Raw genomic sequence first — 24,328 nt, forward strand, 5'->3', positions numbered from 1 at the left:
TGTTGTTCCATCACCCTAGACCTGTGTCGAGCACCTTAGGAGAAATATTCAGCGCGCTGATTGCGGCTCATAAAAAAATGACCGGCAGCTCAGCTGTCGGTCATTGGTTTTGCTCAGGGTCTGGAGGGCTTTGGGGCCGCTTCGCGGCCCAGCGGGAGCAAGCTCCCTCGCCACGGGTATTTTGCCAAGACGATCTAGCGAACCCCGCTCGACCGCAACGCTGCCGGCGTGTAGTCGGCTGCCCGAGCCTCGAACCCGTAGACGTAGGCGTGCTTCTCTTCGTTTTTCATCCCCAGGGCAATGTAGCGGCCAGCGATGATGTCGTAGAGCGCTTCGAGTGTGTAGCCCGGGTTCTGATGGTCGTAATAGAACTGGGCATGCCCTTCGGCCACGCGCCACAACTGGCCGCGCCCGTCATAGTGGTCCACCAGTGCCGCTTGCCAGCTGTCCTCATCGATATACATGTGGCGCTTGGCGTAGATGTGCCGCTCGCTGGGCTTGACCGTACCCACTACTTCCCAGACCCGGTGCAACTCGTAACGCGTCAGGTCCTGGTTGATGTGCCCGGCCTTGATCACGTCATCGTATTTGAGGCTCGGTGAGTCGAGTTTGTAGCTGTTGTACGGGATGTACATTTCCTTCTTGCCCACCAGCTTCCAGTCGTAGCGATCCGGGGCGCCGGAAAACAAGTCGAAGTTGTCGGAAGTACGCAAGCCGTCGGCAGCGGTGCCCGGGCCGTCATAGGCCACTTGTGGGGCACGACGCACGCGACGCTGGCCGGCGTTGTAGATCCATGCCAGACGCGGCTCCGTCACCTGGTCGAGCGTTTCATGCACCAGCAACACGTTACCGGCCAGGCGCGCCGGGGCCGTCACCTCTTGCTTGAAATAAGTCAGTACGTTGCTGGCTTTTTCCGGATCGGCGTCCTTGATCAGGAACGGCACGGCGATCTCTTCTTCGAAGCGGATCGGCGTGAAGCTGCCGTTGGTTTGCGGTGTGGCCTGGGTGATGACGCGCCGCAGGTTGCCGCCGTGGTAGCGGGTGATGTGGTTCCACAGCACCTCCACGCCGGTCTTGGGAATCGGGAACGCGTAGTAGCGGTTGCCGGTGAAATTGGCCAGGCCGTTGCCGTCGTTGATGGCGTTCACGTTCAGTGCGCTACGCTTGGCCGCCTCATAGACCTCCGGCGGCAGGCCAACGCTGCGGTGGGTCGGGTAGACCGGAATCCGGTAGGTTTCCGGGTAACGCTTGAACATCGCGACCTGGCCTTCGGAGAGTTTGTCCTTGTACTTGTCCACGGTCGCGGCGGTGATGGTGAACAGCGGTTTTTCACTGGCGAACGGGTCGGCGAGGAAGCCTTTGCTGTCCACCGCACCGGCATTCTTCGGGATACCGCCGGTCCAGGCCGGGATCGAGCCATCGGCGTTGCCAGCCTTTTCCGCGCCCAGCGGGGTGAGGCTGGTGCCCAGTTTGTTCGCTTCCTCCGGCGAGACCGCCGCCATTACGTTCGCGGCCAGCAGGCTCAGGGCCAGGGCACCGCATTGCAGGATCATCTTGCGCATTGGGTTTTCCTTGTCAGCCAGATCAGAAGTTCACGCCGAAGCTCAGCGCGAGGAAGTCGCGGTCTTCGAGAACGTTGTAATCGCCGCCGAAGAAATCGGTGTAGCTCAGGCTGGCGGTGTACGTGTTGCGGTAATCGGCATCGACGCCCACGCTGACCGCCTTGGCGCCTTCGTTGAACAAACCGTTGGGTCCATAGCCGGCCACGTCATGGGACCAGGACAGGTTGGGCTTGAAGTTCACCCCGCCGATAACGTTGGAATAGTCGAGAATCGCCCGGGCGCGATAACCCCAGGAGGTCGAGGTGACAAAACCGTCGGTGTCGCCGTTGAAGCCGTACTGGCCGTAGACCGAATCGCGTCCATAACGCAGCTCGTCCTTCGATTCGAGACCGCCGACATGCACGACCGCGGCCTCACCGACCACGGTCAGGCGATCGGCACCCAGCACCTGGTCGAAGAAGTGCGTCAGGGTGCTCTGGACCTGGGTCACTTCCTTGCGGCGGTAACCGGTGTTGTCCGCGCCCGGCGAAGTGGCGATCGGTGACGCGGCGCCCCCGGCGATCGGGTTAACCAAGGCCAGGGTCAGGTCGTTGGTATTGACCTGTACCGGTGCATTGGGGCGGTAACTGATTTCGCCGGTCCACGCCGTGCCCGTCGGCAATGTGGTGGAGAAACTGGCACCGTACAGGCGGATGTCTTCAGGGTATTCGAGGTAATACCCACCGCGCCCCAACATCACGCTTTGCGCCAAGCCGGCGCCGCTGCCAGGGGCGATGGCGTTTGCAGTCGCGACCATCCCCGGCAGCGCAGCCAGCGTAGAGAGCCCCGCCGTAGTGGTACCAACGGTCGGCGTGCGGCTGTGGTAATTCATGAAGTACAGGCCGTACTCGGTGTCATCGCCGAGCCAGCGCAACGCCGTGCCCCACTGGCCGGAGTCCCGCGCATCGCGGTCACCGCCACGGGGAATGACCACGCCTTCGCTGGTCACCTGGATGCCCTGGCCGAACGCGTTGGTCAACGGCACGAACGGTGCAATCGCCGGGCTGCCTACGGTATAGCCATCGGTGCAACCATCGGCGACCACATCGTTACCGAAGAAGGTGCCGCAGTTGTCCACAACCGTCTGGTCCCACTCCAGTTGGTAGAAACCTTCGACGGTAAGCTTGTCGGTCAAGCCCTGGGAGGCGAACAGCATGTTGACCGGGATCAGGCCTTCCTTGATCTCCGCTCCCGGGCGACGGAACGCAGACACGTCCACCGGGTTGATGCTGTTGATGGAGTTGCCGATGAAGGTACTTTCGCCCCAACTGACCACCTGCTTGCCGGCGCGTACCGTGCCCGGCAGGTCGGCGATGGAATAATTGTGATAGACGAAGGCATCGAGGATCTGCGCCCCCGACGACTTGGCGCCCTCCTTGCGGTTACTGTCGCTGATGTCCTTGAACTCGCGGTTTTCGTCCTTGAGCTCGAAGTCGTACCAATACTTGCCACGGACAAACACGCCGGTGTCGCCGTACTTGAGTTCGAGGTCGTGGAGGCCCTTGAAGATTTTCGAGAAGGTCTCGCCTTTCCTGAAATTCAATCGGCCGTCGTCACCGGTGGAAGACTGGCCCGTACCGCCATTGACGGTACCGACCAGATCCCTGTCGGCATCGCGCATGCCCCAGCTCGCGCCAACCGACAGCGAGGAGTCGAACTGCCCCTCGATTTCGCCAATGTTGAATGAAACGGCCTGCGCCTGGGCACAGCAACCCAAGGCCACCGCAACGGCCAGCGCCTGCGGCTTGAAGATGGCGCGCATTGTTATTGTTGTCATGCGTCTTCCCCGGTGAGTGACAGAGCCTCCACCCTACTGCCCCACGTCATGGGCGATAAGCGCACCAAGGGGGTATTCGCGATGTACCTCCAAAGGATGACAGGCCTTGCGGGCCGGGCCTTTGCGTGGCGCATGAATGGACTGGATGAGAGGTTATCAACGGCGTGCATTTTCATCGCTGCGCCTGCACTGTTACATGCACTGCAACAGTGCATGTCCGGATCCGGGCTGTTTCCGAAAACGTCCCATCCCTATGCTGGCCAGGCTTGCGGGACAACGGGCCTGCAAGCGCAAGCCGCCAGGCGTCCCTCGCGCCTGGCGCACCGTCATTCGGATGGATTGCGCATCAATCCATCGTCCCCGTGTCCACTGACGTTGATTTGTAGCTCCTTTACAACGTCACGTTCAGGCCGCTGCGTTTTGCAGCGGCCTTTTTTATTTCCGGGTTATTTCCGCGGGGGAGCTTCTTGTTTCCTGGATAACTCGAGCACTATTCAGAATATTCTCAAACGCTACCCGTAAATCGGTCCGGTAAACGTGCTCGGGCATTCGGACATCGCCGCGGGCGCAAGAGGTTATCCAGGCCCGATGTTTGCGAGGCATGCGTTGTATCTATCGGCGCCTGGTTCGAGCCTTCCAGCTGCATTTTCGCCCGGCGAAACATGACGGTGTGATAGACAGGGAGACCGCTGCGAATCTCGCGGTCCTGGTGCAGAAGTACTTCCCCTGAGCGCGGTGCCGCGCCTGGCGACAACGTGCCCAGGGACGCGATTCAAATGGCGTGGCGCTGCAGGTTCGCCATCATCTCTTTCAAAGCTTCCAGGTTGTCGTTCGGGTGGACTGCGTTCTCAAAGTCGCAAATCTGCTGCCAGTGAGCGGCGACGTCCTCGGGTGAAAACCCCTCGCGCGGATCGAAGCCGGCACCGAGGCTGCGCTCCCAGCGCACCTTGCCCATCCAGCCGCCGCCTACTTCGAACAATCCGGAAGTTTCCTGGCAGGCTTCGCTGGCCAGGTACACGACCAGCGGGCTGACCAGCTCGGGCTTGAGCTGCTCGAATACCTGCGGCGGGATCAGGCCTTCAGTCATACGGGTGCCGCCGGTGGGGGCGATGGCGTTGACGAGGATGTTGTTCTTGCGACCTTCGATAGCCAGGGTGCGAGTGAGGCCGTACAGGCCAAGCTTGGCCATGCCGTAGTTGGACTGGCCGAAGTTGCCATAGATGCCGGACGTGGAGGCGGTGAAGATCACTCGTCCATAGTTCTGCTCGCGCAGGTGCGGCCAGGCGGCGCGGGTGACTTTATAGGCACCTTCGACATGGACACGGTAAACCAGGTCCCAGTCGGCATCGTCCATTTTATGGAAGGTCTTGTCGCGCAGGATACCGGCATTATTGACGACCACATCCACCCTGCCGAACGCGTCGAGGGCGTTTTGCACAAGCTTGTCGCCGTCAGTGACCGAGTCATGATTGGCTTCGGCAATACCACCGGCGGCACGGATTTCAGCCACCACCCGATCCGCTGCCGAGGCGTTGGCGCCCTCCCCCTGCGCTGAGCCGCCGAGATCGTTCACCAGCACGCGTGCGCCCTGCCGGGCAAACAGCAGCGCATGAGCGCGGCCAAGGCCGCCGCCGGCTCCCGTGACGATCACGACTTTATCTTCGAAGCGCACAGACTCACTCATGGGCAGAACTCCAGCAGGCCGATAGGACATTGCCACGAGTGTCCGGCACAAGTCGGCAGGCCACAATCAACTGGGCTCAGAGTGAATGGTGGGCGATAAGGTGAGGGGATGATGCCAGGCAATCGGTCATGAACAGGCCATTTGCCTGATCGGCGCCGCGATGATTTCGCGAAATGCCAGGTAATGCTTGAGTACCTGAACAGGTGCCTCGGTGTGTGGATAGTGGCCAATGTCAGGCAACAGCACCGTGTCGGCGTTCGGAATCAAGGCTCGGTAACGCGCCACCATATGCGCACCGGAAATCGGATCGATTGCCCCGTCGATGACCCGCAACGGTACTTCTCCGCGCTGCATCGCCTGCACCCAACGGTCGCGTTGCACCCGTCGTTCGGGAATATAGGCGATGAGTTTGTGCATGATCCGCGGCCCGTGATGGGTTTCGACCAGGCTCCAGTAATCATCCATCTCGCTTTCGGTCGGGCAGGTCCTGGTGCCGAAAATCCGTTGGAAACTCTTCACCAGCCCGTCCCTGGAGAAGGCCCGGCCTATCAGCCACCCCAAGGGGCTGAGCAGCAACTTCTGCATCAGCACCGGACGATGGGTCTCGGGGAACAGTCCACCATTGAGAAAGACACAACTGGCGACGTCGGCGCGCGCCTCGCTGTGCCGGGCAATCAACTCCTGGGCCACGCTGTCGCCATAATCGTGGGCCAGCACATGAACTCCCTGCGTCACATTCAAATGCGTCAGCAACGCTTGCTGCAGATCGGCCTGCTCCAACAGGCTATAGGTGTGGTCCACGGGTTTATCGGAGTCACCGAAACCGAGCATGTCGCAGGCGATCACCCGGTAACGCTGCGCCAGCGGCTGCCACAGGTAATGCCAGTCCCAACTGGCGGTAGGGAACCCGTGGATCAACAGCAGAGGCTCGCCGTGGCCCGCCACCCAATAGCGGATAGCGTGCCCCCGAAACATGAAGGTCTGTCCGCGCTGGCGCCAGATACGCAGCGGAATCTGGACCATGGGCATCAGCTTTTATAACCCGGATCTTGCTGATCGAGTTTGCGCAGCAATGCCGGCCAGGCCAGCGCGCCCCCCATGCCTTGGGCGCTTCGGGTCACCCCGGCAACCATCGCCCGGGCACCGGCCAGCACCTGGGGCTCGATGGCGATCAACTCGGCGCCGCCGGTCTGCGCCAGAACCTGGATGTCACAGGCTCGCTGGAAAATGAACATCATCAGGAAGGTATCGGCGATGGTGCCGCCACAGGTCAGCAGACCGTGGTTGTGAAGCATCAGGAAATTACTGTCGCCCAGGTCCGCTTGCAGCCGGGCCTTCTCTTCAGGATTGAGGGCGACTCCTTCGTAAGGGTGATACGCCAGGCTCGACAGCACGAAGAGCGATTGCTGGCTGATCGGCAGGACGCCCTGTTTTTGCGCCGATACCGCGACACCGGCGGCCGTGTGGGTGTGCAGCACACACATCACATCGTGCCGCACCTCGTGCACCGCACTGTGAATGGTGTAACCCGCCGGGTTTATCTCGTAGGGGCTGGGCATCAGCTTGTTGCCGGCCTGGTCGACCTTGACCAGGCTCGACGCGGTGATTTCATGGAACATCAACCCGAACGGGTTGATCAGGAAATCTTCGGTGCCGGGGACCTTGGCGGAGATATGGGTAAAGATCAGATCGTCCCAGCCGTGCAGCGCGACCAGCCTGTAACAGGCGGCAAGATCGACGCGGGTTTGCCATTCCGCGGCGCTGACCTGGTCCTTGATGCCGGGTGTCGATTGAATGGGCGTCACGCTCACGGTTATGACCTCTGGCTTCTTGTTATGGCGGAGGCCTATCCAACCTCCATGAACAGAAAACCAGTCTAGTCAGCTCCGCCAGGGCCGGTAGTTGCATTGGCAGCCAGCTTACTGACCTAGCGGGTCATCAGGCGAACATCCGCGATCAGTGCCGGCCGCTCCTCCATCAATGGCGCAATGCAGCGATCAATTCGCCCAGCCAGGGCTCGGCATCGCTTTCCGGCGTCACACTCTCACTGGCATCCAGGCGTAACATGGCCAGCACCTCATGCACGCCCAGCTCGGCGAACAATTCGCGCATCTGCTCGCCACCACCGCAGAACGTATCGCCATAGCTGGCATCCCCGAGGCCGATCACCGCACCGGGCAGGCCGCGAAACGACGCGGGCAATTGGTCGCGAATCGTCGAATACAATGGCATCAGGTTGTCCGGCAGCTCGCCCATGCCGGTAGTGGACGTTATGGCCAGCAACGCCTGTGGGCCAAACGTCTGGATATCCGCCAGGGTTGCCCGCGGATTGTGGAATGTCTGGAAACCGGCGTCATCAAGCAATTTGGCGGCATGCCGGGCGACTTCTTCGGCAGTGCCGTATACGGAGCCGGAAAGGATGGCGACTTTCATCAATCTGATCCTGAAGCGGAATAAAGAGCCGCAATGGTAGCAGGCTGAACAGTGATGCCGGGATTGATTCTCAACAACCGATAATGGCAAGTAGACATCACCCAGAGTTCTTCTAGAATGCAGCGCACGCAGGGATGACGATGGCTGGAGGCCTCATGATTAATGCTCACTTGATGCAGTTGGTGATCAGCGCTTCGAACGACGGGATCGTCATCGCCGAAAAGGAAGGCGACGAAGACAATATCCTGATTTATGTAAACCCGGCGTTTGAACGGCTGACCGGCTACAGCCGCGACGAGATCCTCTACCAGGACTGCCGTTTCCTGCAGTCCGGCGATCGCGATCAACCGGCCCTGGAGCACATCCGCATGGCCTTGAAGCAAGGCGGATCATGCCGACAGGTCCTTCGCAACTATCGCAAGGACGGCACGCCGTTCTGGAATGAGCTGTCGTTGTCGACCGTGAAAAACCAGGCTGACGGGCACACTTATTTCGTCGGTGTGCAGAAGGACGTGACAATCCAGGTGAAAGCTCAACAGCGAATCGCCCAGCTCGAAAAGGAGTTGGCTGAAGCACGGGAGACGATTGCGCGCCTGGATGCGACGAACGGCGCAAACAAAACGGCGAATTAATGGTCAGTCACTACAATCACCCGTGAACTCGCACATATTTTTCGAGCACTGTATGCAGCGCGACGCCCTTCTTACCCAGGATGAGCTGGATTTCATCCGGACCATGCAGCATAGCCCGCAGTTGAACGAGCGGGATGTCACGTCGAGCTTGCTGGTAAACGGTGGGTCGCAGATCCGTGACCTTTTGACGCGCCTGGCGGCAAACGAGCAGGTCACGTTACAAGCCAATTTCGAAAACCAGCAGATGACCTTTCCGTTGCATCTGGTGGAAGACGAATTCCATGCCATGCACCTGCGCCTGGGTGTGCCGAGCATCTATGAGGATGGACCAAAGGTGCGCCCATGGCGCCTGACGCTCGAGGCACCGGTTGCGCTGGAAAATGCCAAGGGTCAGCCAGGTCCTTTATGGGTGCACGAGGTATCTTGCAAGGGCGTTCTGCTGGAAATTCGCAACCGCACCAAACCGCCAAAACAGTTCGCGTTGTGGTTCAGCCCTTCAGGCTACGAGAGAATTTCGCTTCGCGGTACGTTCGAACGGGAAACCGATCAGGGCCTGTACGCCTACCATCTGAATCAGCATGACCAGGACGAAACCGAGCGCCTGCGTCAGTACATCCTCCAGCAACATCGTCTGACCCATCCGGCGATGCACCTCTAGGCTTTGTACGAAAAGTGCCTGCGCGACGATCGGCGACTTTTCGTACAAATCCTAGCAAGCCATTCAAGTGTCCAGGTTACCCGCCAGAAATTGACGCAAGCGTTGGCGCATCAGCATGCCTTCATTTCCCAGGCAAGCGATGGAAGAGCCCGCCAGGCTTTCCTGCGCCAGGTCGGACGCATCGCCGGCGAGCATGACCGGGCAATCGAGGCTCATCGCCAGCCTGTTCAGCCGCTTGGGCAGCTCCGCGGCCGGCGCATGATTGGAAACCAGCACGAGCGCCAATGGCTTGATCTTCTGGCAAATCAGGGTCAATTCGTCAAAGGGTTGGCCGACAGCCATGACCCTGACATCCACCTCCGCCCTGGAGATGAATAGCGTCGTGACCAGCAACTCCAATTCCCGGCATTGGCCAGCTATGGCGCTGACCAGGACCCGGCGCGACGAAGTTTCGCGCTTCAGCAAGAGTCGTTGCATGACACGCGAGCGCAAGAAACCGTCGAAAAACAGCCACTCACTGGTCTGCCCGAACTCATGCTGGCGTTGGAGCAATGCTCGCCAGAGCGGCATCAGGATGTCCTGGAAGACGACCGGTGCCGTATAGCTGGAAAAAATCTGTCCATAGACCCGATCCAGCTCCACATCGTCAAAGTTGCCGACTGCTTCAGCCACGAGCTGTTGCCACTGGGCGTAATCAGCGCGCACCAGATCGGGCGAAATGAACCTGGAGGCTGGCTGGACCGACTCGGTCCTGGCGAGAATTTTCCCCACCTTGCTCACCGCTACCCCGCGTTCGATCCAGGCGAGAATGCTGCGAACCTTTTCGATATCGCCCAATGAATACAGGCGGTGCCCGCTTTCGGTGCGTGTGGGCTGGATGAGGCCGTAGCGCCGCTCCCACGCGCGCAAGGTCACCGGATTCACGCCAGTCACCCGCGCCACTTCGCGGATGGGAAACAAGTCCTCGCTTTTCAAAGCCACGGAGGCCTGAAACGCAAGGTTCTCTTCGATGATCACGCTCATTCCGAAGGCTTACCCGGCTCGAATTGGATCCCAGTTTACTCCTCACCGGGGATGTCTTTACAAGGGAGATGGCGAACCATATTCGAATTTGTAGTTTTTTATCCTACAAGGAATAATCCTTGCTTGCCTTCAGGCATCGAACGCCGCCCCCTTACCCTCGGGCCGTTCTTCAAGCGAATCTCCTACCCGGAGTGCCGCAACCGTAACATGGAGATACAAAATGTCTGCCTCACCCGTCACGTTGATGGTTGCCCGCCGCGTCGCCAATGGCCGCTATCAGGACCTGATCGCCTGGTTGCGCGAAGGCGAGCAACTGGCGACCGACTTCCCCGGCTACCTGGGCTCAGGCGTACTTGCGCCGCCGCCCGAAGACGACGAATTCCAGATCATCTTCCGTTTCGCCGATGAGCAGACCCTGCATGCATGGGAACATTCGGCCTCGCGTACGGCTTGGCTGGGACGCGGCAGCGAGCTGTTTGCCCATCCCTCAGAACACCGTGTGCGCGGCATCGACGGCTGGTTCGGCGCCGTCAACCAACGCCCACCGCGCTGGAAACAGGCGGTGGCTATCTGGCTGGCGTTTTTTCCGGTTTCGTTGTTGTTCAATTTCCTGCTGGGGCCATTACTGGTTGAACTGGGCATGTTGAGCCGGGTGCTGATCAGCACGCTCATCCTGACGCCGCTGATGGTTTATCTGTTTATCCCGTTATCGACCCACTTGCTGGCGAACTGGCTCGCCGGCGCACCGCAACGACCAGTGCCGGCGACGCAGAACCATTAATGCAGCAGGACTTCGTGTGGGAGCGAGCCTGCTCGCGAAAGCGGCCTGCCAGCCAGATTGAATCCAGCTGGACCAACGCCTTCGCGAGCAGGCTCGCTCCCACAGTGGAATCCAGCAATGCTTCCACCGAATTGGTCGCCAATAGGTACACGGCATCCGGCACTGTTATAGTTTTGCTTCCGCCGCAAACCGAGCCGCTCCATGCCTACCGCTCCGATCCTCATCACCGGCGCAGCCCAGCGTGTCGGCCTGCACTGCGCCCGTCGGTTGCTGGAAGACGGGCAACCGGTCATCGCCACCTATCGCACCGAACGCCCGGGCGTGCAGACGCTACGGGACTCAGGGGCCACGATGCTGTTTGCCGACTTTTCCAGTGAAGCGGGAATCCTCGCCTTCATCGAACAACTCAAGCAGCACACCGACCAGCTACGCGCCATTGTGCATAACGCCTCGGCCTGGCTGGCCGAAACCCCAGGCGATGAGGCGGCCGCCTTCGGCGCGATGTTTGGCGTGCACATGCTCGCGCCTTACCTGATCAACCTGCAGTGCGCCGAGCTGCTGCAACGCTCGGTGCCGGCCGATATCGTGCACATCAGTGATGACGTGACCCGCAAGGGCAGCAGCCGGCACATCGCCTATTGCGCCACCAAGGCCGGGCTCGAGAGCCTGACCTTGTCGTTTGCGGCAAAGTACGCACCCGCCATCAAGGTCAACGGTATCGCCCCGGCCCTGCTACTGTTCAATCCCGACGACGATGCAGCCTATCGGGCCAAGGCCCTGGCCAAATCCGCGCTGGGTTTCGAGCCGGGCAGTGAAGTGATCTACCAGAGCCTGCGTTATCTGCTGGACAACCCCTACGTCACCGGCACGACCCTGACCGTCAACGGTGGGCGGCACATCAAATAATCCTGTTCCGAGGAAGCGCAATGGCCCTGTCGCCCGAGCATTACCGCGAGATCCTGATCGGCCTGGGCGAAGACCCGGAACGCGAAGGCCTGCTTGATACACCGGTGCGGGCCGCGAAGGCCATGCAGTACCTTTGCCATGGCTATGAACAGAGCATCGAACAGATCGTCAACGGCGCCCTGTTCGCCTCCGACAGCGATGAAATGGTGATCGTTGCCGACATCGAACTCTATTCATTGTGCGAACATCACCTGCTGCCCTTCATCGGCAAGGCCCATGTGGCTTATATTCCTACGGGCAAGGTCCTGGGGCTGTCGAAGATCGCCCGGCTGGTGGATATGTTCGCCCGTCGCCTGCAGATCCAGGAAAACCTCACCCGGCAAATCGCTGACGCGGTGCAGCAGGTCACCCAGGCCGCCGGCGTTGCGGTGGTGATAGAAGCCCAGCACATGTGCATGATGATGCGCGGTGTCGAAAAACAGAACTCGACGATGAACACCTCGGTGATGCTCGGCGCCTTTCGCGAGTCCAGCACCACGCGCCAGGAGTTCCTGCAATTGATTCGACGGAGCCAATAAATGCCACAACTTCAGCCCGCCATGGCGCGCATCAAGGTCAAGGACCTGCGCCTGCGTACGTTCATTGGCATCAACGAGGACGAGATCCTCAACAAGCAGGATGTGTTGATCAACCTGACCATCCTCTACGCGGCCCAAGAGGCAGTGCGCGATAACGACATCGACCACGCCCTGAACTACCGCACCATCACCAAGGCAATCATCGCCCATGTGGAGGGCAACCGTTTCGCCTTGCTCGAACGCCTGACCCAGGAACTGCTCGACCTGGTCATGGCCAACGAATCAGTGCTGTACGCTGAAGTCGAAGTCGACAAGCCGCACGCCTTGCGCTTCGCCGAGTCAGTGTCGATTACCCTCGCGGCAAGCCGTGCTGCTTCGTAGCAGCCAAAAGTTTCAAGCGGTAAGCTTCAAGCCTGAACACCGCAAACCCACTTGCAGCTTGAAGCTCGCCGCTTGAAGCTGTCTCGCAGAGATCCTCATGAACGATCAACAACGCCTCGAACTCGAAGCCGCCGCTTTCCGCCGGCTGGTTGCCCATCTGGACAGCCGCAAGGATGTGCAGAACATCGACCTGATGAACCTCGCCGGTTTCTGCCGCAACTGCCTGTCGAAGTGGTACAAGGCTGCCGCCGATGAGCGTCAGATCGAGGTCAGCCTCGACGATGCCCGCGAAGTCGTCTACGGCATGCCCTATGCCGAATGGAAAGCTCAATACCAGAAAGAAGCCAGCGCCGAACAGCAAGCGGCGTTTGCCAAAGGAACTCCCGATGCCTGACCTGAACACCTTCCGCGCCAGCCTCAACAGTGGCGAACATGTTTTCGCCGATACCCTGGCCTTTGTCGCCGCTGGCTACGACTACCAGCACCGGGCTTTCAACAACGGCGGCGTCGAGAACGCCGCCGGGCAGAACGAAGGTTCGTGCAAGACCCTGGGTCTGGCGTTGCTTGAAGGCTTGAGCGATGAAGAAGCACTCCTGGCGTTTGGCGAGCATTACCGTTCGGTGCTGGCCACGCCCGAGGGCAGCGATCACGGCAATATCCGCGCGTTGATAGTCCATGGTCTCGCTGGCGTGAAGTTCGAGGCGCAGCCGCTGCAACGGCGCTGATTCAAAGACTCTGGAAAACAGCTCTCGTGGCGAGGGAGCTTGCTCCCGCTGGGCTACGAAGTAGCCCCCTGGCCCCGCCCCGCTGCAACTGATACACCGCACTTGCTGATTTGGGACTGCTTCGCAGTCCAGCGGGAGCAAGCTCCCTCGCCACAAAAGCGGTTCTGGCAAGCTTCGCACTATCCACATCCCGACTTTTATGATTGACCCGGCAACTTTATTTCGTTTGCCGGGCACCTCTCCCCGCGGCTTAGATAAAGGCAATATTTTTTCCTCCGAGCCGTCATCCATGAGCCGCGAAAGCATCAGCCAATCGATTTCCTTCGTTCACCCCATCAGCCTCGACCATGGAAAAAATGCCGAAGTCTGGGACACGGATGGCAAGCGCTACATTGATTTTGTCGGCGGCATCGGCGTGCTGAATCTCGGCCACTGTCATCCGCGTGTCGTCGAGGCGATTCGCGAGCAAGCCACCCGGTTGACCCACTATGCGTTCAACGCCGCGCCGCACCGGCCTTATCTCGAATTGATGGAGCGCCTGGCAAGATTCATCCCGGTGGACTATCCGGTTAGCGGCATGCTTACCAACAGCGGCGCCGAGGCAGCGGAGAACGCCTTGAAAATCGTCCGCGGCGCCACGGGGCGCACCGCCGTGATCGCGTTTGATGGCGGCTTCCACGGCCGGACCCTGGCCACCCTCAACCTCAACGGCAAGGTTGCGCCCTACAAACAGAAGGTCGGGGTCCTGCCCGGACCGGTCTATCACCTGCCCTATCCCAGCCAGGACAACGGCGTGACCTGTGCCGAAGCCTTGAAAGCCATGGACCGGCTGTTCAGCGTCGAGATCGATGTAAACGACGTAGCCTGTTTCATCGTCGAGCCGGTGCAGGGCGAAGCCGGTTTCCTGGCGATGGACGTGACCTTCGCCCAGGCGCTGCGCCAGTTCTGTGACGATAAGGGCATCGTGTTGGTCATCGATGAGATCCAGTCCGGTTTCGGCCGTACCGGCCAACGTTTTGCGTTTTCGCGGCTGGGCATCGAACCGGACCTGATCCTGCTGGGCAAGAGCATCGCCGGCGGTGTCCCGCTGGGGGCGGTGATGGGACGCAAGGCCCTGATGGACAACCTGCCCAAGGGCGGCCTCGGCGGCACCTACTCGGGCAACCCTATCGCCTGCGCCGCCGCGCTGGCGACCCTGGACGAGATGACCGACACGAACCTGCGGGCCTGGGGCGCACGCCAGGAGGAGGCCATAGTAAGCCGCTACGAATCCTGGCGCCGTCGCGGGTTGTCCCCCTATCTGGGGCGGTTGACCGGAGTCGGCGCCATGCGCGGCATCGAACTGGCCCACGCCGATGGCACCCCGGCGTCGGCTCAATTGACGCAATTGTTGGCGGCGGCACGGGACTCGGGCTTGCTACTGATGCCCAGCGGCAAATCCCGGCACATCATTCGGCTGCTGGCGCCGTTGACGACCGAGCCGGCGGTGCTGGAAGAGGGATTGGATATTCTCGAGGCGTGCCTGGCAAAACTGGCCTGAAATGCAATGCGCTGACCACAAAAAAACCTGTGGGAGCGAGCTTGCTCGCGATAGCGTCAGGTCAGCCAACATCTATGTTGACTGACACACCGTCATCGCGAGCAAGCTCGCTCCCACAAGGGCTCGGCATCCACCCGTTGGTCATGTGACAGGCATAAAAAAACCGGCCGAAGCCGGTTTTTTATTGCCCGATGGATCAGAACGAAACGTTCTGCAAGCCATCCAGGTAACGCTCGGTGTCCAGGGCCGCCATGCAACCGGCGCCGGCCGAGGTGATCGCCTGGCGGTAGACGTGGTCGGCCACATCGCCGGCCGCGAAGATACCTTCGACGCTGGTGGCCGTGGCGTTGCCGTCGCGACCGCCCTTGACCACCAGGTAGCCGTCCTTGAGCTCCAGCTGGCCTTCGAACAACGAGGTGTTCGGCGTGTGGCCGATGGCGATGAAGACGCCGTCGACCTTGATCTCGTCAAAGCTGCCGTCGTTGTTCTTCAGGCGGGCACCGGTCACGCCCATGTTGTCGCCCAGCACTTCGTCCAGGGTCGCGTTGAGCTTGAGGATGATCTTGCCTTCGGCGACGCGGGCGTTGAGCTTGTCGATCAGGATCTTCTCGGCGCGGAAGGTTTCGCGACGGTGGATCAGCGTGACCGTGCTGGCGATGTTGGCCAGGTACAGCGCTTCCTCGACTGCGGTGTTGCCGCCACCGACCACGGCGACCGGCTTGTTGCGGTAGAAGAAACCATCGCAGGTGGCGCAGGCGGACACGCCTTTGCCCATGAAAGCTTCCTCCGATGGCAGGCCCAGGTAGCGGGCGCTGGCGCCGGTGGCGATGATCAGGGCGTCACAGGTGTAGGTCGCGCTGTCGCCGGTCAGGGTGTAGGGCTTGGCGGCGAAATCCACGGCGTTGATGTGGTCGAAAACGATCTCGGTCTCGAAGCGCTCGGCGTGTTCCTTCATGCGTTCCATCAAGGCCGGACCGGTCAGGCCATGGACATCACCCGGCCAGTTGTCGACTTCAGTGGTGGTGGTCAACTGACCGCCGGCCTGCATGCCGGTGATCAGCAACGGCTTGAGGTTGGCACGTGCCGCATAGACCGCGGCGCTGTAACCGGCAGGGCCGGAACCGAGGATAATCACTCGCGAATGACGGACTTCAGACATGACCTGCTCCTGTTGACCGGACCCTGCGGCCCGGAACGCCGGCTATGCGGCGGGAATAAAAAAGGACTGCGGATGCACTTGGGGAAGGCTTGGGTTCGACAGTCCTGAAAAAGATTGGGTGCAGCGTATCGAGGGAGCGAAGATTAAGGAAATACGGTTTAACAATCCAGCTCATAGGTGAGCTCTATCCGCGGCAGCGCTCCCGATAGCTGCGATCCTGCGCTAAACCTTTGTTACACACAGTGTCGTGGCTTTCGCGCATCGGGCAAAGCCGGTAAGGTCGGCGCGTCCACCTACCCTCGGAGCCACCTATGCCCGCCGCCCCTGTCCTGTCCGGCCCGCAATATTTGCGAGAAGGACTCAAACTGGTCCTGAGCCCAAGCCTGCGCCTGTTTGTCTTGTTGCCGCTGGCGATCAATCTGGTGTTGTTCGTCGGGCTGATCTACCTCGCCGGTCACCAGTTCAGCCTGTGGGTCGACACACTGATGCCGTCGTTGCCCGATTGGCTGAGCTTTCTCAGTTACGTGCTCTGGCCATTGTTCGTCGTCCTTGTCGTACTGATGGTGTTTTTCAGCTTCACCATGCTCGCCAATATCATTGCGGCGCCCTTCAATGGCTTTCTCGCCGAGAAAGTCGAGGTAGTGGTTCGCGGCACCGATGATTTCCCCGCGTTCAGTTGGGGCGAGCTGGTTGCGATGATCCCGCGTACCCTGGCCCGGGAAGCGCGCAAGCTCGGCTATTTCCTGCCCCGGGCCCTGGGGCTGTTCGTGCTGTCATTCATCCCGGTGATCAATATCGTCGCCGCACCGCTGTGGCTGCTGTTCGGCATCTGGATGATGGCGATCCAGTACATCGACTACCCGGCGGACAACCACAAACTGGGTTGGAAAGAGATGCTCGCCTGGCTGCGGGAAAAACGCTGGCAGAGCCTGGGCTTCGGCGGCAGCGTTTACCTGGTGTTGCTGATCCCCTTCGTGAACATTTTGATGATGCCGGCGGCGGTGGCCGGGGCGACGCTGTTCTGGGTGCGCGAACAAGGTGCCGAGACCGCTTTGGCCCGTCAGGGCTGAGCCGTCACAAATCCATCATCCTGGCGTCACAATGACGAAATGGCCCCGGTCGACACTGGGGTCATGACCACACTCCTGCACGTTACCCTCGTCACCGAAACCTTTGCGCCGGAAATCAATGGCGTAGCCAACACCCTGGGTCGTCTCTACGACGGCTTGCGTGCCCGCGGGCACCGGGTGGAACTGATCCGCCCCCGCCAGGCCGGGGACCACGGCCTGGCCAGTGACGAGCAGTTGCTGCTATGCCGGGGCTGGCCTTTGCCCGGGTATCCGGGGCTGCAATGGGGGCAGGCGTCGATGCACAAGTTGCTCAGGCGCTGGAAACGTCATCGCCCGGACGTGCTGTATATCGCCACGGAAGGCCCGCTGGGCTTGTCCGCGCTACGAGCAGCACGGCGCCTGGGAATTTCGGTGGTCAGCGGCTTCCATACCAATTTCCAGCAGTACACCCAGCAATATGGCCTCGGCTTGCTAAGCCGCGGGCTGACCCATTACCTGCGCTGGTTCCACAACCGCTCCAGCCTGACGCTGGTGCCCAGCCTCAGCCAGCGCCTGGAGCTGGAACGCCGGCATTTCGAACGCGTGGCGTTGCTGTCCCGCGGCGTGGACAGCCAATTGTTCCATCCAGCCAAACGCTCCACAGACCTTCGTGAAACGTGGGGCCTGGGCGAGGACGACATTGCAGTCATCCATGTCGGACGCCTGGCGCCGGAGAAAAACCTCGGGCTGCTCAAGCGCAGTTTCGACACGCTGAGTAGCGCCTTCCCGGCACGGCGAATCAGACTGGTGATAGTCGGCGACGGCCCGCAGCGGCCCGCCCTCGAACAGCTATTGCCCGAGGCGATCTTTTGCGGCGCACAGCGTGGCGAAGCGCTGGCTGCGCATTATGCGTCCGGGGACGTGTTTGTCTTTCCGAGCCTGACCGAAACCTTTGGCAACGTCGTGCTCGAAGCACTTGCCTCGGGGCTGGGCGTGGTGGCCTACGATCAAGCTGCGGCGGCGCAGCACATCCGTCACGGCTATAACGGCGTGCTGGCGATGCCAGGGGATGAAGAGGCTTTTTGCGACGCGGCCCGCTGGCTGCTGGAAGAGCGCGAGGCCTTGCGTTGTGTGCGGCTCAATGCGCGCCAGCATGCCAGTCGCCAGGGCTGGGCATCGGTGATCGAGCAGTTCGAGGCGCAGTTACGCGGGGTTTGTGTGGGTGAGCAGGTGCTGCCTGCGGCGCCGACGGTGCGTTGAGCTTCGGTGATTTTGAAATCGCCTTCGCGAGCAGGCTCGCTCCCACATTGGATCTCGGGCAAACATAAGATGTATGTTCACTGAGGATCGGATGTGGGAGCGAGCCTGCTCGCGAAGGCAGGCGCCACTCAAACCAAGGTCATCAACGCCTCGCGGCTGAACGGCAGAATCTCCTGTTCGCGCCCTTCCCGCACTTTTTGCGCCCAGTCCGGATCCACCAGCAGCGCGCGCCCCACCGCCACCAGATCGAACTCCTCCTTGTTCAGGCGCTCGAGCAGATTTTCCAGGCTGGCCGGTTGCGCAACCTTGTCGGTGTTCACCATAAATTGCAGGAACTCACCATCAAGGCCGACGCTGCCGACGGTAATGGTGGGCTTGCCCGTGAGCTTGCGGGTCCAGCCGGCCAGGTTCAGGTCCGAGCCTTCGAATTCCGGCTCCCAGAAGCGACGCGTAGAACAGTGGAAGATATCCACGCCGGCATCCGCCAGGGGCTTGAGGAATTCTCCCAGCGCTTCGGGCGTCTGCACCAGACGCGCGGTGTAGTCCTGCTGTTTCCATTGGGAAAAACGGAAAATGATCGGGAAGCCCTCACCTACCGCAGCCCGCACCGCGCGAATCAGCTCGATCGCGAAGCGCGAACGGTTGGCCAGGCTGCCGCCATAACCGTCGGTGCGCTGGTTACTGCCTTCCCAGAAAAACTGGTCCACCAGGTAGCCGTGGGCACCGTGGATTTCCACCCCGTCCATGCCAATGCTCTGGGCGTCTTTTGCCGCTTGGGCGAATGCCGCAATGACCTCGTCGATGTCCGTCTGGGTCATGCCATGGACCACGACCTGGCCGTCCTTGAGTTTTTCAGTCGGGCCGTAGCCCGGCACGGCGCCATCCGGCTCGGTGCCGAGGCGCCGCACGTTGCCCACATGCCACAGTTGCGGAACAATCTTGCCGCCTTCGGCGTGCACGGCATCGACCACTTTTTTCCAGCCGGCCAGCGCGGCGTCGCCGTAGAAGTGCGGTACGTTCGGATAGCCATTGGACGCCCGGTGGCCAACCGTGGTGCCCTCGGTGATGATCAGGCCGACCCCGGCCGCCGCGCGACGACGGTAATACTCGATCACCTTGGAGTTCGGCACTCCGCCTGGCGAAAAGGAGCGCGTCATCGGCGCCATCACGACCCGGGTCGGCAGTTCCAGCGCGCCGAGATGAAAGGGTTTGAACAGGGCTTTTACAGGCATGGGGCACTCCATGAAAACGAGGTCACAGATCGGATATGACGACGATAATATGGGGCATGCACAGCGCTGGGTAGCACTATTGATTGGAGTGATTAAGGATCAGAAGGCCGCGAAGATCGACATTGGAGAGCTCAACCTGATGCAAGCCGAGCGCATAACCTGTGGCGAGGGGATTTATCCCCGCTGGACTGCGCAGCAGCCCCAAGGGCAAGCGACTTGATAAGCTGACACACCGAGGCATCAGATTTTAGGGCTGCTCCGCAGCCCAACGGGGATAAATCCCCTCGCCACAAAAGTTCAGCGGATGGTTTAGCTCAGCGCTTTTTCAATCGCCTGGATCACCGAAGGATCATCCGGCGACGTGCGCGGCGAGAAACGCGCCAGCACCCGGCCGTCCTTGCCGAGCAGGAATTTTTCGAAGTTCCAGGTGATGTCCCCGGGAAACTCGGCACCTTCACCCGCCAACAGACGGTACAGCTGGTGACGGTCGTGGCCGTTCACTTCCAGCTTGCTCGACAGCGGAAACGTCACGCCGTAATTGAGGCTGCAGAATTCCTGGATCTCCTGCTCGGTCCCAGGCTCCTGGCCGGCGAACTGATTACAGGGCAGGCCCAGCACGCTGAACCCCTTGTCCTTGTATTGCTGATAAAGATTTTCCAGCGCCGCGTACTGAGGCGTCAGGCCACATTTGGAGGCGACGTTGACCACCAGCACGACTTGGCCCTTGAATGGCGCGAGGGGAAGCTCCTGACCATCCAGGGCTTGCAGTTTAAGGTCGTGGAAAGCACTCATGACGAACTCCAGGGTTTGCGGATCTTTTCAAAACAGCCATGGGCGATGCTAACAGCTAGCTACTAAAAAGGCGCCATAGGGCGCCTCTCCAGTCAACTTGAGCGTAGCGCAGAAATCAGTGCTGATGGCCGCCTTCACCATGGACGTGGCCATGGGCGATTTCTTCCTGGCTGGCATCACGGATGTCGACGATCTTGACCTGGAAGTTCAAGCGCTGACCGGCCAACGGGTGGTTGCCGTCGACAGTCACGTCGTCGCCGTCGAGGTCACGGATAGTGACGATCTGCATCTGGCCATCAGGCGCCGAAGCGTGGAACTGCATGCCCACTTCCAGCTCATCCACGCCTTCGAACATGCTGCGGCTCAGGGTGCTGACCAGTTCGGCGGAATATTCGCCATAAGCGTCTTCCGGCTCAACGGCCACTTTCAGCTCGTCACCGGTGGTTTTGCCTTCCAGGGCTTTTTCCAGGCCCGGGATGATGTTGCCTGCGCCATGCAGGTAGACCAGCGGAGCGCCGCCGGCGGAGCTGTCGATGACCTCACCAGCGTCGTTGGTCAGGGTATAGTCGATGGAGACAGCCTTATTGGCGGCGATCAGCATGGGGCGAGACCTTTTGCATAAGAATGAAGAACGGACAAGTCTAAACAAGGATTTGCCCGAAAGCGAACGGAACCCGGACAAACGGGCTAGCTCGAACAGACCAACGGTCACCGGTTTCCATCAGGATGAGGACCGGCACTGGGTGGCCGAGCTGTCCTGCGGCCACACCCAGCACCTGCGCCACCAGCCACCGTGGCAATCCCGAGCCTGGGTGCTGGACCCGGCGCAACGTACTGAAAAAATAGGCCAGACCTTTGATTGCGGCTGGTGCGCTCAAGGCCCGGTTAGCGCTAACCTTGGCGACTGAATTGACGGTAGACAGCCAGTCATAGGCTGCAGCCTTGCCATGCCCCTCTAGAGAATCCGCATGCAGACTTTTTTTATCGCGCCCACCGACTTTGGTGTGGGTCTGACCTCCATCAGCCTCGGGCTGGTGCGTACCCTCGAACGGGCCGGGCTGAAAGTCGGCTTTTTCAAACCCATCGCCCAGCCCCACCCTGGCGATACCGGCCCGGAACGCTCCACCGAACTGGTGGCCCGTACCCACGGCCTCAAGCCGCCGCAACCACTGGGCCTGGCCCATGTGGAGCGCATGCTCGGCGATGGCCAGCTCGATGAGTTGCTGGAAGAAATCATCACGCTCTATCAACAGGCCGCGATCGGCAAGGACGTGCTGGTCGTCGAGGGCATGGTCCCGACCCGCAGCGCCAGCTACGCCGCCCGGGTCAACCTGCACCTGGCCAAGAGCCTGGACGCCGAGGTGATCCTGGTGTCGGCGCCGGAAAACGAAGTGCTGACCGAACTGTCCGGTCGTGTCGAGTTGCAGGCGCAACTGTTCGGCGGGCCGAAAGATCCGAAGGTCCTCGGCGTGATCCTCAACAAGGTGCGCACCGACGAAAGCATGGAAGCGTTTTCAGCACGGCTCAAGGAGCACTCGCCCCTGCTGCGCAGCGGCGACTTCCGCCTGCTCGGCTGCATCCCTTTTCGCCCCGAACTCAACGCCCCGCGCACCCGCGACGTGGCCGACCTGATGGGCGCGCAGGTGCTCAACGCCGGCGATTACGAAACCCGGCGCATGAGCAACATCATCATCTGCGCCCGCACCATGCGCAACACGGTGGAGCTGCTCAAGCCCGGCGTACTGGTGGTCACCCCGGGCGATCGCGATGACATCATCCTGGCTGTGAGCCTGGCGGCGATCAACGGCGTGCCGCTGGCCGGCCTGCTGCTGACCAGCGACACCCTGCCCGACCCGCGCATCATGGACTTGTGCCGAGGCGCCTTGCAGGCGGGGTTGCCGGTGCTGTCGGTGAGTACCGGCTCCTACGACACCGCCAACCTGCTCAACAGCCTGAACAAGGAAATCCCCATCGATGACCGCGAACGCGCGGAGATCATCACCGATTTTGTTGCCAGTCACCTCGACGCCAACTGGCTGCACCAACGCTGCGGCACGCCCCGGGAAATGCGCCTGTCGCCGGCGGTGTTCCGCTACCAACTGATCCAGCGCGCCCAGGCCGCCAACAAGCGCATCGTCTTGCCCGAAGGCAGCGAACCGCTGACCGTACAGGCGGCGGCGATTTGCCAGGCCCGAGGCATCGCCCGTTGCGTGCTGCTGGCCAAGCCGGCCGACGTCGAAGCGGTGGCCCGCGCCCAAGGCATCGAACTGCCGCCTGGGTTGGAGATTCTCGACCCGGATACGATCCGCGAGCGCTACGTGGAACCCATGGTGCGGCTGCGCAAAAGCAAGAGCCTGAACGCACCGATGGCCGAGCAGCAACTGGAAGACACCGTGGTGATCGGCACCATGATGCTGGCGCTGGATGAAGTCGACGGGCTTGTCTCGGGGGTCATCCACTCCACCGCCAATACCATTCGCCCGGCGTTGCAACTGATCAAGACCGCACCCGGCTGTTCGCTGGTGTCCTCGGTATTTTTCATGCTGTTTCCCGAGGAAGTGCTGGTCTACGGCGACTGCGTGATGAACCCGCACCCCAGCGCAGCAGAGCTGGCCGAAATCGCCCTGCAAAGCGCCGACTCAGCCGCAGCGTTCGGCATCACGCCACGGGTGGCGATGCTCAGCTATTCCAGCGGCGAATCGGCCAGCGGTGAAGAAGTGGAGAAGGTCCGCGAAGCCACCCTGCTGGCCCACGAGGCACAACATGGCTTGCTGATCGACGGCCCGTTGCAATACGACGCCGCCGCCAACGAGGCCGTGGCCCGGCAATTGGCGCCCAACAGCCAGGTAGCCGGCCGCGCCACGGTGTTCATTTTCCCGGACCTGAACACCGGCAACACCACCCACAAGGCCGTGCAGCGCAGCGCCGACTGCGTCAGCCTCGGGCCGATGCTGCAAGGCCTGCGCAAACCGGTGAACGATCTGCCGCGCGGCGCCCAGGTCGATGACATCGTGTACACCATCGCCCTGACAGCGATCCAAGCCGCCAACCGACCTCTGGACATTTAAATGCTGGATTTCCTGCCTGCCCCCGTGCGCGGCGTCATTGCCTCGCTGCTGTTGGCGCTGAACACCATCGCCTGCTGTACGCCGCTGTTCGTCGTGGCGATCTTCAAGCTGTTGCTGCCCTTCCCCGCCGCCCAGCGTTTCACCGACTGGCTGATGAGCCACATCCACGAAGCCTGGATCAGTAACAACAAGGCCTGGATGAACCTGGTACGCCCTACCCGCTGGCACCTCAGCGGCCTGGAAGGCCTGGACTACCAGCACTCGTACCTGATCACCAGCAACCACCAGAGCTGGGTCGACATCATGGTGCTGCAATACGTGCTGAACCGACGCATCCGCCCATTGAAGTTCTTTCTCAAGCAGGAGCTGATCTGGGTGCCGGTGATCGGCCTGGCCTGGTGGGCGCTGGGGTTTCCGTTCATGAAGCGTTATTCCAAGGCGTATCTGGAAAAGCATCCGGAGAAGAAAGGCAAGGACCTGGAAACCACCCGCAAGACCTGCGCGAAGTTTCGCAACAACCCCGTGGGCATCTTCAATTTCGTCGAAGGCACGCGCTTCACCGAGGGTAAGCATGCCCAGCAACAATCACCGTTTCGCTACCTGCTCAAGCCCAAGGCCGGCGGCATCGCGTTTGTGCTTGATGCGATGGGCGAGCAACTGGAGTCGATCATCAACGTGACGATCCATTATCCGGGCGGTCGTCCGGGCTATTGGGATTTGCTCTGCGGCAACGTTGGCGAGGTGGTGGTGCATTTCCAGGAGTTGAGGATCCCACCGCAGTTCATCGGCAAAAGCTACGACCAGGATGGGGAGTATCGCCTGGAATTCCAGGGTTGGATCAATCAGTTGTGGCAAGACAAGGATGCGCTGCTTGAGCAGATGCATCGCGAGTATCCCGCCAAGTCTTGAGGTGACTGTACAGGCCTCATCGCGAGCAAGCTCGCTCCCACAGGGTATGTGTGAGCGCCACGAATCTACTGTGGGAGCGGGCTTGCTCGCGATAGCAATTTTCCAGACAACAAAAAAGCCCGCGGATGATCACTCATCTG

The 24,328-nt window shown here is 60.9% G+C and carries 25 protein-coding genes; 14 read left to right on the forward strand and 11 right to left on the reverse strand.

Annotated elements, in window-relative coordinates:
• Positions 1 to 194 precede the first annotated feature (194 nt).
• The 6 genes from J3P96_RS23465 to J3P96_RS23490 all read right to left on the reverse strand — a co-directional run bounded on the left by J3P96_RS23465 (position 195) and on the right by J3P96_RS23490 (position 7,495).
• Complete coding sequence (locus tag J3P96_RS23465) at positions 195 to 1,562, reverse strand: DUF1329 domain-containing protein (RefSeq protein ID WP_434653650.1); 1,368 nt, start codon at positions 1,560 to 1,562, stop codon at positions 195 to 197.
• A 22-nt stretch (positions 1,563 to 1,584) separates the two neighbouring features.
• Positions 1,585 to 3,378 (reverse strand): DUF1302 domain-containing protein, encoded by a 1,794-nt coding sequence (locus J3P96_RS23470; RefSeq protein WP_305496736.1) that lies wholly within the window; start codon positions 3,376 to 3,378, stop codon positions 1,585 to 1,587.
• Positions 3,379 to 4,150: 772 nt separating this feature from the next.
• Positions 4,151 to 5,062 (reverse strand): SDR family oxidoreductase, encoded by a 912-nt coding sequence (locus J3P96_RS23475; protein ID WP_434569771.1) that lies wholly within the window; start codon positions 5,060 to 5,062, stop codon positions 4,151 to 4,153.
• Between the two features lie 126 nt (positions 5,063 to 5,188).
• The gene (locus J3P96_RS23480; RefSeq protein WP_434653651.1) at positions 5,189 to 6,091 is read right to left on the reverse strand and encodes an alpha/beta fold hydrolase; all 903 of its coding nucleotides are present in this window, start codon (positions 6,089 to 6,091) and stop codon (positions 5,189 to 5,191) included.
• Entirely contained in the window at positions 6,091 to 6,873 is a 783-nt protein-coding gene (locus J3P96_RS23485; RefSeq protein WP_434569773.1) for a class II aldolase/adducin family protein, read from the reverse strand. The genes J3P96_RS23480 and J3P96_RS23485 overlap by 1 nt, the downstream gene beginning before the upstream one ends.
• Positions 6,874 to 7,039: 166 nt before the next feature.
• Positions 7,040 to 7,495 (reverse strand): flavodoxin, encoded by a 456-nt coding sequence (locus J3P96_RS23490; RefSeq protein WP_434653652.1) that lies wholly within the window; start codon positions 7,493 to 7,495, stop codon positions 7,040 to 7,042.
• 155 nt (positions 7,496 to 7,650) lie between these two features.
• Between J3P96_RS23490 and J3P96_RS23495 the strand changes: the two genes are divergently transcribed.
• Both J3P96_RS23495 and J3P96_RS23500 read left to right on the forward strand, forming a co-directional pair.
• Positions 7,651 to 8,127 carry a PAS domain-containing protein gene (locus J3P96_RS23495; protein ID WP_305501358.1) on the forward strand — a complete coding sequence of 159 codons (477 nt, stop codon included), beginning with the start codon at positions 7,651 to 7,653 and terminating at the stop codon, positions 8,125 to 8,127.
• 52 nt (positions 8,128 to 8,179) lie between these two features.
• Positions 8,180 to 8,785, forward strand: a complete 606-nt coding sequence (locus tag J3P96_RS23500; protein WP_305496748.1) for a hypothetical protein — start codon at positions 8,180 to 8,182, stop codon at positions 8,783 to 8,785.
• 63 nt (positions 8,786 to 8,848) lie between these two features.
• On the opposite strand, the gene J3P96_RS23505 is transcribed toward J3P96_RS23500, so the two are convergent.
• A complete protein-coding gene (locus tag J3P96_RS23505; protein WP_434653653.1) occupies positions 8,849 to 9,808 on the reverse strand; it encodes a MerR family transcriptional regulator in 960 nt (319 codons plus the stop codon).
• A 220-nt stretch (positions 9,809 to 10,028) separates the two neighbouring features.
• Between J3P96_RS23505 and J3P96_RS23510 the strand changes: the two genes are divergently transcribed.
• From J3P96_RS23510 to J3P96_RS23540, 7 genes are all read left to right on the forward strand, one after another.
• Entirely contained in the window at positions 10,029 to 10,589 is a 561-nt protein-coding gene (locus J3P96_RS23510) for an antibiotic biosynthesis monooxygenase (RefSeq protein ID WP_434653654.1), read from the forward strand.
• Positions 10,590 to 10,790: 201 nt separating this feature from the next.
• Positions 10,791 to 11,495: a dihydromonapterin reductase gene (gene folM, locus J3P96_RS23515; protein ID WP_434653655.1), complete on the forward strand. Its 705-nt coding sequence runs from the start codon at positions 10,791 to 10,793 to the stop codon at positions 11,493 to 11,495.
• A 20-nt stretch (positions 11,496 to 11,515) separates the two neighbouring features.
• Positions 11,516 to 12,073 (forward strand): GTP cyclohydrolase I FolE, encoded by a 558-nt coding sequence (gene folE / locus J3P96_RS23520; protein WP_434569779.1) that lies wholly within the window; start codon positions 11,516 to 11,518, stop codon positions 12,071 to 12,073.
• The gene (gene folX / locus J3P96_RS23525; RefSeq protein WP_014340149.1) at positions 12,074 to 12,454 is read left to right on the forward strand and encodes a dihydroneopterin triphosphate 2'-epimerase; all 381 of its coding nucleotides are present in this window, start codon (positions 12,074 to 12,076) and stop codon (positions 12,452 to 12,454) included.
• A 97-nt stretch (positions 12,455 to 12,551) separates the two neighbouring features.
• Positions 12,552 to 12,848 (forward strand): DUF1244 domain-containing protein, encoded by a 297-nt coding sequence (locus J3P96_RS23530; protein ID WP_434602842.1) that lies wholly within the window; start codon positions 12,552 to 12,554, stop codon positions 12,846 to 12,848.
• Positions 12,841 to 13,179, forward strand: a complete 339-nt coding sequence (locus J3P96_RS23535; protein ID WP_434653656.1) for a HopJ type III effector protein — start codon at positions 12,841 to 12,843, stop codon at positions 13,177 to 13,179. The genes J3P96_RS23530 and J3P96_RS23535 overlap by 8 nt, the downstream gene beginning before the upstream one ends.
• 289 nt (positions 13,180 to 13,468) lie before the next feature.
• A complete protein-coding gene (locus J3P96_RS23540; protein WP_434653657.1) occupies positions 13,469 to 14,719 on the forward strand; it encodes a 2-aminoadipate transaminase in 1,251 nt (416 codons plus the stop codon).
• A 196-nt stretch (positions 14,720 to 14,915) separates the two neighbouring features.
• On the opposite strand, the gene trxB is transcribed toward J3P96_RS23540, so the two are convergent.
• A complete protein-coding gene (gene trxB / locus J3P96_RS23545) occupies positions 14,916 to 15,878 on the reverse strand; it encodes a thioredoxin-disulfide reductase (RefSeq protein ID WP_212799028.1) in 963 nt (320 codons plus the stop codon).
• Positions 15,879 to 16,189: 311 nt separating this feature from the next.
• On the opposite strand from trxB, the gene cysZ reads away from it, so the two are divergent.
• Both cysZ and J3P96_RS23555 read left to right on the forward strand, forming a co-directional pair.
• Positions 16,190 to 16,948: a sulfate transporter CysZ gene (gene cysZ / locus J3P96_RS23550; protein WP_434653658.1), complete on the forward strand. Its 759-nt coding sequence runs from the start codon at positions 16,190 to 16,192 to the stop codon at positions 16,946 to 16,948.
• A gap of 39 nt (positions 16,949 to 16,987) precedes the next feature.
• Positions 16,988 to 18,187, forward strand: a complete 1,200-nt coding sequence (locus J3P96_RS23555; protein ID WP_434653659.1) for a glycosyltransferase family 4 protein — start codon at positions 16,988 to 16,990, stop codon at positions 18,185 to 18,187.
• Positions 18,188 to 18,315: 128 nt separating this feature from the next.
• On the opposite strand, the gene J3P96_RS23560 is transcribed toward J3P96_RS23555, so the two are convergent.
• The 3 genes from J3P96_RS23560 to J3P96_RS23570 all read right to left on the reverse strand — a co-directional run bounded on the left by J3P96_RS23560 (position 18,316) and on the right by J3P96_RS23570 (position 20,812).
• Positions 18,316 to 19,419, reverse strand: a complete 1,104-nt coding sequence (locus tag J3P96_RS23560) for an NADH:flavin oxidoreductase (RefSeq protein ID WP_434653660.1) — start codon at positions 19,417 to 19,419, stop codon at positions 18,316 to 18,318.
• A gap of 309 nt (positions 19,420 to 19,728) precedes the next feature.
• Positions 19,729 to 20,211: a glutathione peroxidase gene (locus tag J3P96_RS23565; RefSeq protein ID WP_434653661.1), complete on the reverse strand. Its 483-nt coding sequence runs from the start codon at positions 20,209 to 20,211 to the stop codon at positions 19,729 to 19,731.
• 115 nt (positions 20,212 to 20,326) lie between these two features.
• Entirely contained in the window at positions 20,327 to 20,812 is a 486-nt protein-coding gene (locus J3P96_RS23570; RefSeq protein ID WP_305496761.1) for an FKBP-type peptidyl-prolyl cis-trans isomerase, read from the reverse strand.
• On the opposite strand from J3P96_RS23570, the gene J3P96_RS23575 reads away from it, so the two are divergent.
• From J3P96_RS23575 to J3P96_RS23585, 3 genes are read left to right on the forward strand one after another with little or no spacing between them, the layout of a single operon-like run.
• Complete coding sequence (locus J3P96_RS23575) at positions 20,781 to 21,119, forward strand: DUF3565 domain-containing protein (protein WP_434653662.1); 339 nt, start codon at positions 20,781 to 20,783, stop codon at positions 21,117 to 21,119. The genes J3P96_RS23570 and J3P96_RS23575 overlap by 32 nt on opposite strands.
• A gap of 60 nt (positions 21,120 to 21,179) precedes the next feature.
• Entirely contained in the window at positions 21,180 to 23,279 is a 2,100-nt protein-coding gene (gene pta, locus J3P96_RS23580; protein ID WP_305496764.1) for a phosphate acetyltransferase, read from the forward strand.
• On the forward strand, positions 23,280 to 24,188 hold the full coding sequence (locus J3P96_RS23585; protein WP_434653663.1) for an acyltransferase: 909 nt from the start codon (positions 23,280 to 23,282) through the stop codon (positions 24,186 to 24,188).
• The last annotated feature ends 140 nt before the right edge of the window (positions 24,189 to 24,328 follow it).

It is taken from the genome of Pseudomonas sp. R3-56 (genome assembly GCF_051132075.1).
Lineage (GTDB): Bacteria > Pseudomonadota > Gammaproteobacteria > Pseudomonadales > Pseudomonadaceae > Aquipseudomonas.